We start from the raw sequence: 17,739 nt of genomic DNA, 5'->3' as shown, positions 1-17,739 counted from the left end.
AGGTGTCATGTAATCATCTCCTAATGATATTATACTTAGTTCATTACATGACACGAAATAAATTTACATATTATTGTCTTTTAAAAATTTTTCAATATTATTTAAAACCTTTTCACTTAAACGGTCAAAGGCTTGTTTTGTACGTCCAGTGGATACTTGCATACAGTTTACATGTGGATTCGTAAGAAGTTTACCTGTTTCATCTCCAAGAGCTCCTGCAGTATCACAGAAAAACTCATTATCACCATGTTCAAGCCATTTTTCAAGAGCAGAAACATCATGAGATGGACCAATTGATGTATTGAACATAATTTTGTGATTTCCAAGCCATTCAAATTGCTCTTCATGGAATAAAATAACGTTTTTATTAAGGCAGGTACAAACAACATCAACTGTGTTTAATAACTCTTTTAGTGGAAGGTACTTAATATCTCTTGCTTCTTCTTCTGGTTTACGGGTACGGCTATAATAATACATATCTGCACCGAAGGCTTGAAGTGCAGCAGCAATCATCTGCCCGGAAGTACCAAGACCTACAATACCAACTTTTAAATCAGTTATCTCTATCGGAAGTTCTTTCCATTGTTTTTCGCCAAAACCATGCAAATATCGAACAAGTTCGCTAACTACATATTCAACAACACCTTGATCGCCGTAATCACGTATACCATATACTGTTATGTTTTTAGCATTGGCACTAAGTATATCAACATTAGCACTCTCAGGAGAATAAAGGCTGCAACACATACCGATATAGCGAATATTAGGGCATGCATCAAGAACTTCCTTATCAATTCTACTAGTATAGCTAAGAAGTACAGCATCGGCATCTCCAATACGACGAATAATCTCTTCATTATCCTTTGGAATATCCTCATACATGATAACTTCTTCTGCGTAATCATGAAGTTTTTGTTCTGCTGATGGAATCAGACTTACAGGTTCAATCGCTACTAATTTTTTAAACATATTTATACCTCCTAGAATACAATCGGTGCAACGACATTTTGAAGAACAGCAACTACACTCCATGCTGCTACCTTGCTGGTACGTGAATAGATATTAAGTTCTGTTCGTACCTCATCTCCTTGAATTTCAATCTTATATTCGTCGCCCTTAAAACCAGGAACTGCATCAATATTCATAATTGTATTTTCAGGACCTGCACTTGCAAGAGCAGTTGCTACAGCAACATTCACATGAGTCGGAAGGATAGCGATGGCTTCCTTGGTTGTCCCAGTAAATACTTGCTTTTTTTCTGTAATATCCAATAATCCTTCTTTGTAAAGTGGTGTATAATAAAGTGATCCAGGTGCTTTTTGTGAGCTAATGGATGCTGTAATCGGGCTCATAAGCGCAGCCGTACGTAAAACATCGAAACCTCCAACGGCACCACTTGCAATATGAACTCTACGGTTATTCTTTGCTGCTGTATTTTTTACTCGTTCATAGAATTCCTGATCTGCAAATGCTCCGATGGAAAGCACAACAAGATTTGAGCCTCCGTTTAAGACAGTTTCTGTATAATCTTTTACGGCTTTTACAGATGCTGCCTCAGCTATATAATCTGGTTTCATTTCCATAAGTTCATTGATATCGGCACAGACCTTACAACCAAAATGTTCAGCAAATGCTTTCGCACGATCATAATTTCTTCCTAATACTGCGATAAGTTCATATTCTGGTAAGTAGCCGTCTTTTAGTGCATTGGCTACGATTTCATTGAGATAGCCACAGCCGATTAGTGCTAATTTAAGTTTTTTCATAGTAGTTCTCTCTTTCTCATATTTAAACCTATATACATATGTAGTAAAGTGAATAAAATATCCACTGAAATGGTTTAAATACTATTGTACCATATAAACTTAATTTGGTCTATGGTTCGTGATGTATCAAAGTTTAATCGATATTATTTAAAAGACTAATTTTTATGTTTATGAAGATCTCACCATACGTCCTATGCAAAAGCTTATAAATCTCTCTACACTATTTTTACACCAAGCATATGCACTATATTCATAGATTGAATTGGACTAATTTTTACACCTTGTAATTCAATATAAGTATCAGATACTGTAATTCCTTCAATATTACAGGTAGATAAGTCAATCCCTTTTAATTTTGTTTTGAAAAAATCACATCTAGATAGATTCACCGTACTAAATTCTATTTTTTTTACTTTCATTTCTTGAAAAGCAGAATCACAAAAGTCAGCATTATGTATCATTAGATTATCACATAGACAAGAAGAAAAGTTTGAATAATGATACGATCCGTTATCGATTACTACCCTATGCAATGAACTATGACTAAAGTTACTTCCATCACCTTTACATTCAATTAATCTGGTATCTCTAAAGTAACTATCCTGAAACTTGCAATTAGAGAAATCACAGTTTAAAAATGAGACATTAAGAAAAGAACTGCCACTAAAATCACAATTAATAAATCTGCATTTTGAAAATTCAATACTCTCAAATTCGACCCGATTTATGATCATATCAACAATTATTTCGCCTTTATATTCCTTTCTAGTAATTGTTTCTTCATTATCAATTGCTTGATACACATCGTTCTCTAACATCAAAACCCTCCTGTATATTTATTAAAGTCTACAATGTAGATGTCACAATATAAACTTCCACAGAAGCTTTTATGTTTCCATCCTACCAAGAATGCACTCCATAAATAGTCTGCTATCACTAGTCTAACTCATTATCCTTCAACTGATTAAATTCTGGTGTAAATTGTACTCCTAGTCGATATAATTCTCCAAGTACTTTAGACAAACCTTCTTCATTTTTATACCAATTTTCTTTACTAACTGGTAAACTATGCACAATAGGTACAATAATAAATTGAGTCTCTGGAAAATAAAATTGATAAAACATTAAACATCTTCTTGCATGAAACCCTTTGCAACAGATAATTGCTTTTTGGGGATAAATATTATTATCATCAAGTAGTTTTTTTGTAAACCGAGCGTTGTCTGCGGTACATCCTGATTTATCTTCTCCTATGATACATTCTGACTCAACTCCGTTTATTTCTAATACATCCGTATAAAACTCACATTCTGTTTTATAATCCTTTGCATAAATATCTATATTTGATTTCACACCATTGAATTTACCTGTCTTTATGCTGACTCCTCCTGAAGGCACGACAATTGGGGCATAGCCATTTTTCCATAACTCTGCCGCTTTTTCCGGTAATTCTGGAAAAGAACTACCGGGGATCATTATTACATCTGCTTTTTCTAATGTATCTTCTACAAAAATAAAATTTGATATATCATCAATTATTCTCATGTTCATTGAGATTCCTCCAGTTTTGCATATATAAATTATACGATGTCGCATTCCTATCACTATACGAATCAAATATTAAAAAAATAATGTTAAAATTTATAGTGGTTATTTTAAGACAACTATAGCATAATAAAACTTTTTTTACCATTCATTATTCTTAAATAAAAGAAGTACCGATGATATTGATTTCAACTCACCGATACTTCTTTGTTATGTTGTTTTCATTGCTTTATACAGTTCCCAATCAGTCATATGATTGTCATTAACCAATAGTAAAAATACATCTCTATCCTCAACTGAATATACAGTTTCACGATACCATTTGTCATGTCTAGCATTATCGCCAAATTCACGTATAACACCCATAACTTTTCTTACCATATATGCGGTGTGTTTGATATCGGCAAAACAGTCGTTTTGATAGAAACCTTTCCAAACACCATATTCGGATGCACGCATTTCATTCTCTGCTCGATCAAAGGATTCTGCACATTCACCCATTAGAATAAATGCTTTTTTATAATTTTTATTTGTATATGCCTCATATGCTTCTCCAAATAATTTCACACCTTTTGCACAGTAGTAATGAATTTTTACTTGGAGGAATAGTGTACTATCAAATAATATCTTTGTGAGTCCTTCAAGCTTTAAACTTGTATCCTCACACATTTTATAATACTCATAAAAAGAATCAATATTATTACAAACGTTACATATTGCCTTTACTTGGTCTTCTAATGGTATATCACCAGTAAGCCAGAATAGTTGAGGTGCATTTTTATGTTTATCTACTATGAATTGGTGTACTAAGATACGTATATTTTCAGTATAGTACTGCTCTCCAGCGTGTTCATCCTCGTTTTCGCCATACGGAAACATAAACTTTGGATATTCGTTAAAACATCTAGCAATGAAAGGAAGCAAATCGGAACTATAATAATCCGATGCAAATTCTACACTATGTATTTCATCTGAAATCTCTCTACCAAACCATTTTTTTCTTATAGCGTCAAGATAATAAACATGTGGTCTTACATTGGAACAATTAATTATCCAAAAATCATTTCCACCCTTAGCAATTACTTCTGATAATTCTTTATTTACAAAGTCAACGGAATTTGGAAGCATGGTGATATGATTTGCTGCTTGTAAATCGTAAAATGAAACATGATAGTAAATTCCTTGACAACCGGTGTCATTTTCATCCGGCATAGATGAAATACGTACACTGTGATTATCTCGCCGTCTTGTTACCATTTTACCGTATCCATTATCAGCCTTTACTTTTATAATTTGTGGGTCTAGCTTTATATGACCTTCTTTATATAGTTCCATAATTTCGCCATATAGGTTCGTACAAAATACTGGATGTTCAACGTATTTTCTTACAAGGTCACATTGTTTTTCTATAATTTCACTGATTAGTGCACCGCGTTTCTCTGGGGTATCAAATCGACCACTGGTATCATTTGACCAAAACGGACAATCCCCTTGTCCTCGAAAGCATAAATTCCATATTACATTATAATCTTTTTGTTCAATGACAGCCTCTTCCCAGAGTTTATAAAAAAGTTCAGGATGATCTGTAAAGTTTGGTTCTACTTCTGGATAGGCTCTAACAAACATCTCAGCACCTAAGGGTTCAGCATGATGGTGTGTGAGCCATAAGCCCATATCAGCCGCTAGTTGACGATTTTTACGTGACAATTTATCCGTGCCAGGAATTGTTAGATTTCCTCCACATCTTAAGAGTGCTTCCAATGCCATTCTCCAAGGTTCCTCGCTATCGCCATTTATGTTCCATTTCATAAGAAGCACTTCATCGTTAAAGAACCAACCGCGAAATCGAACTACTGGCTTTGCTGATTCATAATAGCTATATTGTATTTCAACTTTTTCTTTTTTACTAATGTCTTGATCCATCCAAAACCAAAAGGGTTTGATACCTAAATATGTTTCACTTATGTATAAAAGAGCATAGACAAATCCTAAGTCGTCTCCTGCCGTAATTGTAATACTATCATTGATATCTATGGTAAAACTTTCATCCATTAAATTTTCATGGGTTAGATTTTCATCCTTTTTCAAGATAATGAAATTACTTTGATAGTCTGATTTTATAAACACCTTATTTAAATCACGTTTTAAGATATTGATTGCATTATCTACCGGTTTTGAATGATATGGTGATATTATTTGTGTATTCGCGTTTAAAATAAACATTCTTAATACCTTCCCTTCCAGTCATTATCTACTTTAACCGTTTTAAATCATTTCTTTCATCATACTAAAAAACAAGTTAGTTTTCTAAGCCATTATTGATAAAAACATTGCATAAATCATCATTTTAAATTAGTATGCCAATATGGTTTATTATAAATGGTAATAAACTTGATAATTTAGAGAATGGAATCAATAATTTTAATTCTAATCATGAAATTTATTAATACGAAAGACGTATTTCCGCAAATACTGTAAAGACTATACAATTAAATTTATTAATGAAAATAAATAGATTCTAAAAAATGCCCTTATAGCGTCAGTTGACGTTATTTTGGAATTTTAAATTATTCAATTATTGAACATCTAGATAGGTTGAATTTGATGCTCTTTTTTATATTTCATAATACAATCATAACATATACAAGCCTTACCTTTTAATTCTTCAGGTATCTGTTCTCTTAATTCTTTTGGAACCTCCGTCGTAGTGCACCAACATGAAAAATGGTCAGAACCCTTTTCATAACCGCAATTATTTTCTTTTCCACATAAAGGACATAATTTTTTATTTTCGCTCATATTATTTTACCTCTTTATATAATTTAGGCAACTTTAGCAAAAGGTGCTTATTATAAGCTACTTCTGAAAGTAACCTAAGTCTTTCATTTATATATTTACAGTGCTTATTATATATATATTGCAAGAAAATATAAAGCTTTTTTTACATCTCTATAAAATGTTTTAAATCTTAAATATAAATGGCATTCTGTATATAAATACAAAACGCCATTTTAATCATTTTAATATATATTTTTTTTACATGACCCTCTAATTAATTTGATTAAATTAACCAGTACATCAAATAATTAGATTTATTATTTAGTAACACTTAGTTTATTTATAAAATCTAAAATCTCAGCATGTAATTGGTCTAAGGCTGGTTTCTCTACTGGATAGTGTCCCCCATTTTTAAGCTCAACAATTTTAACAGGTACTTTATTTATCTTATCTAGAAAAGGCTTACTTAAGTGTAGAGGTGTCCATCTATCTTTTTCAGGCTGAGTCAGTAAAATAGGACATATATCAAAACTTTCCGGTTCAATGAAAGGTTTAGCTGTCATATAGCTGTGTATAAATTTCATAGTAACACTATTTCCTGCTGAGGATTTATCTTTTAACATTACGTTTAGAGCATCTTTGTTATTACATAGTGTATTCATTTTAGAGCAAATACTCATTTTCATTTTAAATTTTGAAAGACCTATTTTGCATGATAGCCCTGCAAGTGGTACACCAAAATGAGCCCAAAAAAGGTTTTTAGTAGTTTCATTTCTAACGCTTTGATCTCTTTGATCTAAAAATGTCATTCCTATAATCCCTTTTACCTTTTTATTTTTACATGCAACATGATATGTTTCCATACCTCCAGCTGATAATCCATAAAGAAAGATTGGTCTTGGATCTTTGTTTAATTCATAATTTATATAATCATTTCCTAACTCTACCCAGTCTTCGTATGTAATAGTCATGTTGCTATTTACTTTAGTTACTCCATATAGAGGCATATCAATTGCAATAACTTCAAGTCCATCTTTTGCTAATGGTCCCCCAATAATCATAGACATTTGTCTACCGTTTGTACCAACTCCATGGAATAAAATCACCTTTGTTGCTGCGTTAGGATTTCGAAACGTGTCTAAATGAACACGATTACCTTTCCATTCCCACCACTCTTCTTCGGGATGGTAATCTGTAGTAAAATGAAGTTTTTTCGGTAAGAATTTTTCAATTTCTCTCCATTCGCTTTGTTCACGATAATTCATAACCGTACCTTCTTTCTAATTCTATTGTCATCAATATTCTTAGACTAATTTTTATCCGCGACAGTTCTTCGTATTCTGCTTAGTGACTCTGGAGTAATTCCTAGGTATGATGCGATATAACTTTGATTCACTCTTTTATCAATTTCACTATAATTATTTCGGAATTTTATATATCTTTCTGTCGCATTTAACATTTGAAAGCCCCATTCTCTTTCCATTTTATATATTAAATATTTTTCTAAATATTCTATATATGTTCTTGTAAGTATTTCATCTTGTAAAATCAAGTCCTTTAACTCAAATGCTTTAAATTTCAAACATAGTATATTCTCTAATGCTTCAAATCCTTGAGGACTTTTATCATTAGTAAAAAGGCTTTCACCAATACAAAATTCATTTTCTTTTATAAATGACTTAGTAACATCATTTCCATTTTTATCAAGGTAATAACTTCTAACAATACCAGAGATAATCAGATAAATAACATTTTGTTCTTCGAACATGTTTAGTATCATTTCATTCTTGTTAAATCTAACTGCGTTGCTTATTTTAAGAATTTGTTCAATGGTATTCTTTGATATAGTACCTTTACTATTACTAAATACACTTTTTATTATTTCATGTTTTTCGTCTAGTGTCATTCGAATATCAACTCCTAAGTTATATTACAATTTATTTAATTAAAGTTCATTAACATATGTTAATTATTTAAGAATAATTTTGGGGTATGAACAGAAAAAATTAAGTGATCAAAAAGTAATTAATATAGTAAAGGCTCCAATTAACTAAAATCTAAATATTTTAGTATAAGTCGATATAAAACCAAAGAATAATTTTATAACTCTGGAGATTTATTCTATTAAAGATGAAGTGGATGTTTTCAAAATCTTAAATCTCTTGGCAAATGCAACGAGCAGATTTCCTTTCGGTAACTTACTTATCTCCATTTCACTGACTCCTCCAAGCTTAATAATTGTTGCGAAATATACAATTATAGCCATCAATACAGTGATAATTAAGACAATTCGATTGCTTGGATATATTAAATATAATAAAGAATAAATTCCTAACGCAATTGCACCCATAACAAAGGAAGCGATGATTGGATAAATATAAGTAGTTTTAATATCTTGCTTATAACTTAGATATTTTATTACGGTACGTCTATTTAAAATACACATAAGAACAGCATATAAAACCGTTGCTATGGCTAGTGCATAAACGTCTAGGTTTGTAAAAACAAGTAGTATAACAAAAACAATTGTTTGAACAATTAATGCAATAGAAGCATTTACTACTGTCTTTTTTGGCTGTCCCAATGCTTGAAGTACCGCATTACTTAAAGTAGAAATCGATGTTAATATAACATTTAAGCTTAAAATTCTTAATAAACTTGCTGCTAATTCCCATTCCCCTTTTTGGCTATACATGAATCTCATAATAGGACCAGCAAACACAAGGATTCCAACCGCAATTGGAATTACAATAATCATAAGTATTTTAAGAGTATCATTTACTTGTTTTGAAACTTCCTTTTCACCACCTAAAGAATACGTTCCTGCAATGTTTGGAAGTAAGGTAGCTGCCATTGCAGACGCAATTGCAATCGGTACATTTACTAAAACTACTGATTTACCTGAAAAAATACCATATAACTTATCGACAGTTTCTGCATCATATAACTTCACTGAATTTAAAATCTTATCAAATACCATGCCATTTAGGTTTGTATTAAAATTATAGATGAAGGTACTTAATACAATTGGTGTCACTACAGCAATGATTATTTTAAAAGCTGATTGATAGGACTCTTCATAGGTTGTTTTGTCTCTATGAACTTTTCTCTGAATGGATTTACGATTGTATTGATACACGATAATCATAAAGAGAAGGGCTGCTAGGACACCAGCGCCTGTGCCTAAAGCACTGCCTATTGCTCCATTCACAGCGATATTTCTTTCATCCGTTCCACTTGCCAATTGCACAAAAACTGCAGCCAACATAACGCTGATGATAGCATTCATAATCTGCTCTAAAATCTGTGATATACTTGACTGCACCATTGTTTTGTGCGCTTGAAAATAACCTCGATAAACACCTAATATTCCCGAGAAAAATATAGTCGGGCATAATACTCTTAGAACCGCTACAGATTCTTCCCTTACTAGATATGGTGCAATGAAAAATGTTACAATACTTGCGATACCGCCCACGATAATAACATAGATGAATGAACAATGAAATACTCTTTGAGCATTTCGATATTCTTTCATGGCTAAGCGTTCTGCAATAACTTTTGAGACAGCACCTGGTATACTATATGATGTTATTAATAGCACATTTGCATATATTAAATATGCAAAACCATAATATCCATTGCCTAGATTTCCGATGATACCAGTTAAGGGAATTCTATAAATAAAGCCGATTATCCTACTAAGGATACCAGCCATTACTAGGATACCAGCTTGTTTTAAAATTGTATTTTTATTTGACATTTATAGAATAACTCCTTAGTAACTATGAAAATTAGCAATAACTCAAAATCGCAAGAACAAATTTAAATACTATCATAGTTTAATTATATAATCTGTTTTTACATCTTCTGTTTAGTACTGATCAGTCTTACATCTATCAAAATTATTAGCTCTAGCTCATTCGTTTGGATAATAATAAGATTATCATCATATATCTTCATAACATATTGTTTATACTTTTAAGAATTAGCTCCAGCGGCTTCTTTTTTGTCTTTTTCATATATACGCTCCAGCTCTTCATATGCAATTGTTTTATCAATAATCGATTTAACAAGCTTATCCAGTGGTGAAGCTTCCCTATAATCAGCAGGAGCGAAATATTTAATTCGATTTGCATTCATCATTCGGTAAACTTTACTTTTATCATCTTGTTTTGGATCATAAACCCCGATAGAATGCCCACCATTTGCGTGAACTAATTTCATACAAGGAATATCAGTATCACTGTCTCCGATATAGATCATATTTCTAAAAGGGACTCTTAAATCCTCTGGCTTAAAATAATCATTTACAGCAGGATCATTAATATCTAATACACCTTTTTGTATTCTAAATAAAAACTGTGTTTTATTAGTGTAGTTAATTGCTTGAGCTGGCCACTTTGCGACACCTCGGTCATTAAAGTAAAAAGAACTTGCATATATTCTTTCAAATTCATTATTCTTCGCCATTACAGTTCCTTCTATCATTTCTTTTAGGCCTGATGAAATTATGTAATGTTCAATTATAATTCCTTTATTTCGTCCATATTCTCTAATTCTGCTAAACCATTCTGAAACACCATCATATAAAGATACTTTTGCTCCATATTCTTGTAATGCTTCTCTTTTTAAGACAAGTTGCCCTTCTGCTTCTTGCACCATCTTATACATATATGCTAAATTAGAGTCCATATCATTCATTCTAGCTAACAAATTAGACTCTTCCCAAAATTTTTGTACATCATAGCCTACATCTTGAATATAACCTTGTGCTTGCATATCATCTGGAGTTAACGTTTTATCAAAGTCATAACAAATAGCTATGACCGGTTTATCTTCTTTTCCCTTATGTTCATATCTTCCGTTCATAATTATTCTCCTCTAAGCTTATAATAAGTTGATTAATTGTTAAATTATAGCATATTTTATATGTGTTTTCAAAAATATGTCTTCAACTGGGAATTATATTTACGTGATACTATTTTTATCCTTCCACTATCCTGTAATAGGGCACATAGTTATCACCAATTTTGACAAGAACAATATCATCTCGTTCCTTAGTAGAATAAATATCCGTACCTACTTCTAATTTTGTTGCATCAAAATTTTTGAATCTTTTTTTAATATTAGTTCTCTTAATCGTACCAAGTTGATTTGAACTCGTTAATTGTAATTCATTCATCCAGTCAATTCCACTAGCATTGATATACGCGGTATCCCTATATACTAACAAATCAACGGAGTTATCTTTCTTGTACAAAGCTTCTGGCTTAGCATTATTAATAGTAGACGTATGAATTACTTTGAATAGTAAAATTATTATTCCAATCAATATAACAAGTGATAAGTATTTTAAAATACGAGGTGTTAAATGAAGCTTGTTAAAATTAAATTCTTTTTTATTTGCATCCATATGAACCTCCTAGTATAATATTGTTTTAAAATAAGTTATTCATCTGATTTTTTCACGATATAATCCAGTCATATTTGTTTTCCATATGATTTTATGGTATATTGTCAGTCTTTATAGTAATGTTCAGGAAAATCTTTTAATTCAAGGTCTTTTAAGTTATCAGGCAAATGATAACTTAGGAGGTGAACAAAACTTTTCAGCTCTACACTACCTAAATAGTCCGCTGTGAAAGTAATTTCATCCACACCAATGGTATCATGTGGCCCTAAATAAGGCTTGGATGTAAAAGTAATTTGGCTTAATCGACTATCCGAAATATATTCTTTTACGTATATACTATAATAATTTAGAGTTGGTAAAATTCTGTAGTATTCCTTATAAAACTCATCAGATGCCTCTATAATCTTTGTAAGATATGTATTTATCAATAGACTATCACAATTTTTTTCTTGATCCTTTGTTAAATGGGCTGTAATAGTTTTTTTGTCGTTAGCTAAATCACTTTTTATAAATAGACAGCTTGCAAGTAAAATGTCTAAAATTAATAATAATAAAAATATCTTTTTATTATTTTTTCTTAATCTATGCATCTCAATCCCTCCAATAATATATTTATGAAAAGATTTGATACATATTCTATAATTAAGTGAATTATAGATTACAATACAATTACAACACAAAAATGGCATATTATAATAATCTATGTCAATCACATTTACTATATATTAATTAGCATAAGCGAATTAAATGGTTAATAAATAGGGTAATAAATCACTCCAAACGCTCTGCCTTTTTTAATCGATATACATCTTTAATAATTTTATCTGCAACCCACCAATACAAACTAATTGAAACTTCCTTTAAGTATTTATCCTTATCACAGTATGTTAAATCAGCTAATTCCAGATAATTGTCACTTTTCATAACCTCAATTAGTTCGTCCAACTCTTTTTCATCATCATTATTAATTGGTTTATCCTTCAATCGTTCTTTGATTATCTTATAATCAAAGTAATCTTCTAAATTAGCATGTTCAATATAGTGGCTTAGTGTCTCATAGTCATTTATTGCATAACTTAATTCCATGTAAGACCCTAATTCATATCCGCCTTGATTAAAATATTCATTGGCATAATCCTCAAACTTAGAGAGCAAATTATTTGCTATCGCTACACCTTTATTAAATAAATCCGTTTCTTTTTCTGCATATAAAAAAATAATACCTAGAAGTCTTGTAGTAACTGACAGATCATAACCAGAAAAATTTCCACCATGATACTCCATCCAAGGCTCATGAGGATAATTATTATCCAAAGGAATACTCCAAGGCCATCCTTCTTCAGTAAGATAAGCCCCGCTATCAAGATATTTTAAATTACCTTTGACAATGGTACTATCCTTACCAATTCCAAGCTCTAAAAGATCCTCTGGGTTCCACCAACTTGTCTGATATGGCGATGAAAAAGGATTAAAAGAAGCTGGTTCGATTCCATGTCCAATTCCACCATCCTCATTTTGATACACAGACATAACGTCAATAAACAATTGGTTACTCTCATTTTCAATCAAACATTTCCACCATGCGAAATCAAGTGGTCTTGCATACATATAAATCCATGATTTCAAACGTTTATAATCCGCTTTCGGAAGTTTTTTCATCGTATATCCCCCCTTATTATGCATGCTATATTATGAATTTAATATAGTTTATTAAATGTTCGATGGTACCAAAACTTAAAAATATCGATCTGTTGATTTAAATATTCATCATTAAACCAACAACATCCAGCATTACGATTCATTACATCTGAATTAATTCCAAGTAACCAAAGTTCACGCAAAGCAATAAATGCACTTATTGATGATAATTCAAGTTCTGTTAACTGCCTAACGGTATTGTATCCTCTTATAAAAGCCAGCCATTCATCGCTCTCTAAATATGTTTTATTATCAAAGCTTTCATTCCATGCATAGGTACAGATATCATAAATTCGGAATCCATTACCCATACAATCAAAGTCAAAAATTGTTGGATTTTCTCCTTCAAAGAATACATTGCCTTTATGTATGTCCCCATGACAAAAGCCAAAGTAAGGTTTTTCATATTTGAAATTACTCTTAACATAACAATATAGCTCTTTTGCTGCATTTTCTAAAAAATCAATATCTTCTTTACGATTCTTTAAATAAGGTTTTAGCTGTTCAAGTGGTTTAACGGTAAGATTTTGTAAGTCAAGGGGCTCTCTGGTTAGGGTAAAATTCCTGCTATCAGCAATATTATGCATTTTAGCAACCATAACACCAAGATTATAAGTACGAGTTATGTTGTCATTTGATGGTGAGTTTTTAGCTTCTTGAAATAAAACAGCATATCGAATCCCTTCTGGTGCATTTACTACGCTTACATAATGTCCATCCTTGCAACAAACTGGTGCTGCCACGGAAATACCTTGTTCATATAATTCATTAATGATTTGAACCTCTTGTTCATAATCATTCTGATGATGCATACCGGTCAATGAAATTCGTAAATAATAGACTTCTTCTCCTGCATTGATAATGTATATATCGTTCATACCATAATCGTAAAATCTGCAAGTTACTGGTCCTTTTAAATTATAATGAACGAGTAAATTTTCTTTTATAGACTCTGTATCAAACTGAGAATATCTAACTTTTAATGTTGTATTACTTCTATTGTTTATCATATTATTGCTCCTGAAATTAATTTGAGGTTAATTTACTTAATATAATATATAATATTGGATTTACGTAAAGTCGTTATAATTATACCAAAAGAAATCGTGCATCAGGGAATGAATGTAGATTAATATTACTCAATCCGATAATACCCATATATAATGGAACTATTATAGTCCATATAAAAACCATCTGCAAATAAGTCATAATTTTCAATATTAAGACCAAAGCTAAATTGTGAACTAGGACCAAACCCATGTTGGCCAACATCTATAACGGTATTCTCATTATTATAGACATGAAACATATTAATGTTATCCGCCGTAGAGCTAGTTCCATCTTGGTGTATAATATAATGAGATAGAAATTCACCTTCTTTATACCCTACCACTGGAATGGCATCAAAAACAAAATAAATATCATTTCCTCGGTGTATTGTTCTTTCAAGAATGATATTCACATTATTAATTTTACAGAGCTCTTTATTTAGCTGCATTTCTTCACCATTCCTTGTAGGAATCCATTCAGGATCTATAAATACAGTAAACGTTACAGGATTTTGTATTTCATACAACTGGTATCCATCTTGTCGCAAGACCCTGTCATATATTCTATTGGTGTTATATCGATTATAAAGAAATATACCAATCGTAAACATAGCAACACCTATAGTAATTAAAATTCCAATTCTTTTATTTCGTTTTAACATTTTTGCCACCTTTACTAGTTATATTATGTAATACGCTTTCTATTTCCAAGGACGCTTCTTTTGATCCCATCCTTTCTGTTTCCAATAAGTAACATCTACTGAATTCCATCCACTTTTTTGCATAAGTCGCATAATATTAAAATAAACTTTTGTTTTCATAGAAACTCGGACATGCCCATCATTTTTAATGATTTTCTTCGCTAATTTATTAACTTTATTTTCAATTACTGCCCTTTTCTTATTTGAAATCCCCTTCCAGGAAGTCGCATATACAGCAACACCATAGCAATAAATTTTACCAACACCCCAATAAAACAAACTATCTTTAATATCCTTACAAGCCGATTTCATGCCACCGCCTGCTGCTGTTGAAATACAAACTGCTTGTTTTGAAAACATCTTTTCTTCTGGACGATGTACCATCCATCGGTATCCATAATGGTCCAACAAGACTTTCATTGATCCAGTCGCGTGATAAACATATACAGGGGTTGTAAAAATCAATACATCTGCTTCATCTAAAATATTAGTAATCGGATTAACTGTATTATAATGCGGACATAACGTTTCGTCTTTCATAAAACAATTCGTACAACCGCAGCAAAAATGAGGCATATCTTTCGGTAGAAATACCTCCTTAATGTTATCTTCTTTCTCCAGTTTTTCAGCAAGTATTCTACCTATGTGATATGACGAACCTTTATGATTTTGACCATGAATTAAAGCGATTAACATACGATCTCCTTTGCCTAAAAAAGTGGATATTAACAATTCACTAACCTATAAGTGCCTTAAGTTATTTAAAATGTTAAATTTATACATTAGAATAATTATACACTAATTTTCACTATATAAATATATCTTTTTATAAAATATATTTATATAGTAAAGATAACAAGTAAATCTAAAAATAACCACCTTTCGAAATATTTAGGAAGTTAATTTAAGAATACAACACAGACAATCGTGCTTGCTATATGATTATTCAATGTATGAAAAAAGGGATTTGTAATTCTATTTACAAATCCCTTTTAATCCGAAAAAGCTAAATCTTATAATCTTATGACTTATAGTTATTTTGCTTCCACTAAATTATGAAAGACATCGTTTATTTGAGATACCATATTGTCATCTACAAGAACAATCAAATAATCACCAGCATTAATTAGTGTATCACCCTTTGGAATTATTTCATCTTCCCCTCTTCTTATAGACACCAACAAACAATGAGCTGGCAATTTAATCTCTTTAATTTGTTTACCATCAAAAACAGAACCCATACATACGGCAAATTCCAAAAGAGTCTTATGTTTCGTATTACTAGATTTTACGTTTCCCTGATTTTCTAAGAATCGCTCCAACAAAGATTCATAAATAGGTTTCGAACCTAATAAATCAGCTACAACATACGCTGTTACAGATATCAATGAAATGGATAACAAATGTGTAAAAGATCCAGTCATTTCAGTAATCAGAATAATTCCTGTAATAGGTGCTCGAACAATTGCGGTAAAATAACCTGCCATTGCCAATATAATAAAACTATTGATATATATAGGATCTAAGTTTAAAAAATGCACAAGAAATAAACCATATAAATTTCCTGATATAGCTCCAATCGCTAATAACGGTAAAAATATACCGCCAGGTGCCCCAGAACCGTAGCATACCATTGTAAATATGAATTTAATTATCAATACAAATAATAACATCTTAATGGATTGATTCCCATTTGTAAGGCTATTTATGATTAGCTCATGGCCTCCTCCTAGAACCTGTGGTAAATAAAGACCTAATATGATTGATAGAAATAATGGTATAATAATACGAAACTCTTTAGGAATTAATTTGAACTTAGAATATAATTTTTGAGTTTTCAAAATCATTAAATTAAATAAAGCACCAAAAACCCCTATAATTATTCCTAACATAATAATAAGTATATAAGATTTCAGTGGTAGCACAGATAAACTTTCAAAACTTAAGATTGGTTTTAAACCAAAGAAACCGCTAGAAATATAATCTGCAGTTAGAGCTGCCGCTAATGATGATAACAATACGAAGGGGGAAAAATTTTTATGTACTTCTTCTAATGCAAATAATACACCTGCTAAAGGGGCATTAAATGCTGCTGCAAGTCCTGCGCTAGCACCACTAGTTATAAGAAATTTTTCTTCAACATTACTTCGTTTAAAGGCCTTGCTTACACCTTGTCCTACCGCAGCGCCTAATTGAACGGAAGGGCCTTCTCGTCCGAGGGAAAGACCAGATCCTATTGATAATATTCCACCTAGAAATTTACCAATAATAACGCTTAACCAATTCATATGAAGCTTTTTAAGTAAAACTCCCTCAACTTGTGGAATTCCACTACCGCTTATCATTGGCTCTTTCTTAAGTAGCATTCCAACAATGTAAGCAATTAGTATAAAGGCTAACATTAAAATAGGTATAAAATATAACTTGTTACGAAGAAAAGCATAGACCTTAGTTATTATAATTGTTGACTCTGAAAGTGCAAAACGATAAAGTATTACGATAAGACTCGCAAATAAGCCAACCACAATTCCTTCAAGTACTAACCGAAATCTAAGACTCTTCCAATGAAATAATGTGTGATACGTATCCTGTTTGTTTTCTGAATCCATGATTTTAACCTCCCTGCTGCCATAGACAGCTTAATAACAGAGTGAAAATCCACTCCATTCTTTTGTCGATTAAAACGTTTTTATTCATGTTTCAACTGACTAAAATAAAAAGATAGCTGTTAGCATTAAATAATCACTAACAACTATCTATCTTACATCCATAGAACAATATTTTCA

General features: G+C 31.4%; 17 protein-coding genes. All 17 read right to left on the bottom strand.

Annotation, left to right across the window (positions count from 1 at the left end; genetic code table 11):
* Window positions 1-63: 63 nt before the first annotated feature.
* The 17 genes from BN4220_RS15640 to clcA all read right to left on the bottom strand — a co-directional run bounded on the left by BN4220_RS15640 (window position 64) and on the right by clcA (window position 17,562).
* A complete protein-coding gene (locus BN4220_RS15640; RefSeq protein WP_066718486.1) occupies window positions 64-969 on the bottom strand; it encodes a D-isomer specific 2-hydroxyacid dehydrogenase family protein in 906 nt (301 codons plus the stop codon).
* Between the two features lie 11 nt (window positions 970-980).
* Window positions 981-1,766: an aspartate dehydrogenase domain-containing protein gene (locus tag BN4220_RS15635; protein WP_066718484.1), complete on the bottom strand. Its 786-nt coding sequence runs from the start codon at window positions 1,764-1,766 to the stop codon at window positions 981-983.
* 215 nt (window positions 1,767-1,981) lie between these two features.
* Window positions 1,982-2,584: a pentapeptide repeat-containing protein gene (locus BN4220_RS15630; RefSeq protein WP_066718482.1), complete on the bottom strand. Its 603-nt coding sequence runs from the start codon at window positions 2,582-2,584 to the stop codon at window positions 1,982-1,984.
* 118 nt (window positions 2,585-2,702) lie between these two features.
* Window positions 2,703-3,317, bottom strand: coding sequence for a YdcF family protein (locus BN4220_RS15625; protein ID WP_066718479.1), 615 nt, complete (start codon window positions 3,315-3,317; stop codon window positions 2,703-2,705).
* 204 nt (window positions 3,318-3,521) lie between these two features.
* Window positions 3,522-5,534, bottom strand: coding sequence for a glycosyl hydrolase 115 family protein (locus tag BN4220_RS15620; protein ID WP_066718476.1), 2,013 nt, complete (start codon window positions 5,532-5,534; stop codon window positions 3,522-3,524).
* A gap of 363 nt (window positions 5,535-5,897) precedes the next feature.
* Entirely contained in the window at window positions 5,898-6,110 is a 213-nt protein-coding gene (locus tag BN4220_RS15615; protein ID WP_066718473.1) for a cysteine-rich CWC family protein, read from the bottom strand.
* A gap of 296 nt (window positions 6,111-6,406) precedes the next feature.
* On the bottom strand, window positions 6,407-7,354 hold the full coding sequence (locus tag BN4220_RS15610; RefSeq protein ID WP_066718470.1) for an alpha/beta hydrolase: 948 nt from the start codon (window positions 7,352-7,354) through the stop codon (window positions 6,407-6,409).
* 44 nt (window positions 7,355-7,398) lie between these two features.
* The gene (locus BN4220_RS15605; protein ID WP_066718467.1) at window positions 7,399-7,995 is read right to left on the bottom strand and encodes a Crp/Fnr family transcriptional regulator; all 597 of its coding nucleotides are present in this window, start codon (window positions 7,993-7,995) and stop codon (window positions 7,399-7,401) included.
* A gap of 210 nt (window positions 7,996-8,205) precedes the next feature.
* Window positions 8,206-9,852: a putative polysaccharide biosynthesis protein gene (locus BN4220_RS15600; protein ID WP_066718464.1), complete on the bottom strand. Its 1,647-nt coding sequence runs from the start codon at window positions 9,850-9,852 to the stop codon at window positions 8,206-8,208.
* Window positions 9,853-10,070: 218 nt separating this feature from the next.
* On the bottom strand, window positions 10,071-10,961 hold the full coding sequence (locus BN4220_RS15595) for an HAD family hydrolase (RefSeq protein ID WP_066718462.1): 891 nt from the start codon (window positions 10,959-10,961) through the stop codon (window positions 10,071-10,073).
* Window positions 10,962-11,076: 115 nt separating this feature from the next.
* Window positions 11,077-11,505 (bottom strand): hypothetical protein, encoded by a 429-nt coding sequence (locus BN4220_RS15590; protein WP_066718460.1) that lies wholly within the window; start codon window positions 11,503-11,505, stop codon window positions 11,077-11,079.
* Between the two features lie 104 nt (window positions 11,506-11,609).
* Window positions 11,610-12,095: a DUF3888 domain-containing protein gene (locus BN4220_RS15585; RefSeq protein WP_066718458.1), complete on the bottom strand. Its 486-nt coding sequence runs from the start codon at window positions 12,093-12,095 to the stop codon at window positions 11,610-11,612.
* A 181-nt stretch (window positions 12,096-12,276) separates the two neighbouring features.
* Window positions 12,277-13,164 (bottom strand): hypothetical protein, encoded by an 888-nt coding sequence (locus BN4220_RS15580; protein ID WP_066718457.1) that lies wholly within the window; start codon window positions 13,162-13,164, stop codon window positions 12,277-12,279.
* Between the two features lie 38 nt (window positions 13,165-13,202).
* Window positions 13,203-14,213 carry a phosphotransferase gene (locus tag BN4220_RS15575; protein WP_066718455.1) on the bottom strand — a complete coding sequence of 337 codons (1,011 nt, stop codon included), beginning with the start codon at window positions 14,211-14,213 and terminating at the stop codon, window positions 13,203-13,205.
* A gap of 125 nt (window positions 14,214-14,338) precedes the next feature.
* Entirely contained in the window at window positions 14,339-14,914 is a 576-nt protein-coding gene (locus tag BN4220_RS15570; RefSeq protein WP_066718453.1) for a hypothetical protein, read from the bottom strand.
* Window positions 14,915-14,953: 39 nt separating this feature from the next.
* Complete coding sequence (locus BN4220_RS15565; RefSeq protein WP_066718451.1) at window positions 14,954-15,649, bottom strand: flavodoxin family protein; 696 nt, start codon at window positions 15,647-15,649, stop codon at window positions 14,954-14,956.
* 338 nt (window positions 15,650-15,987) lie between these two features.
* A complete protein-coding gene (gene clcA, locus BN4220_RS15560) occupies window positions 15,988-17,562 on the bottom strand; it encodes a H(+)/Cl(-) exchange transporter ClcA (RefSeq protein ID WP_066718449.1) in 1,575 nt (524 codons plus the stop codon).
* Window positions 17,563-17,739: the final 177 nt, after the last annotated feature.

Origin of the sequence: Clostridium sp. Marseille-P299, assembly GCF_900078195.1 — a bacterium.
Classification (GTDB): Bacteria; Bacillota; Clostridia; order Lachnospirales; family Lachnospiraceae; genus Lachnoclostridium.
This window is presented reverse-complemented; position numbering and strand designations above follow the sequence as displayed.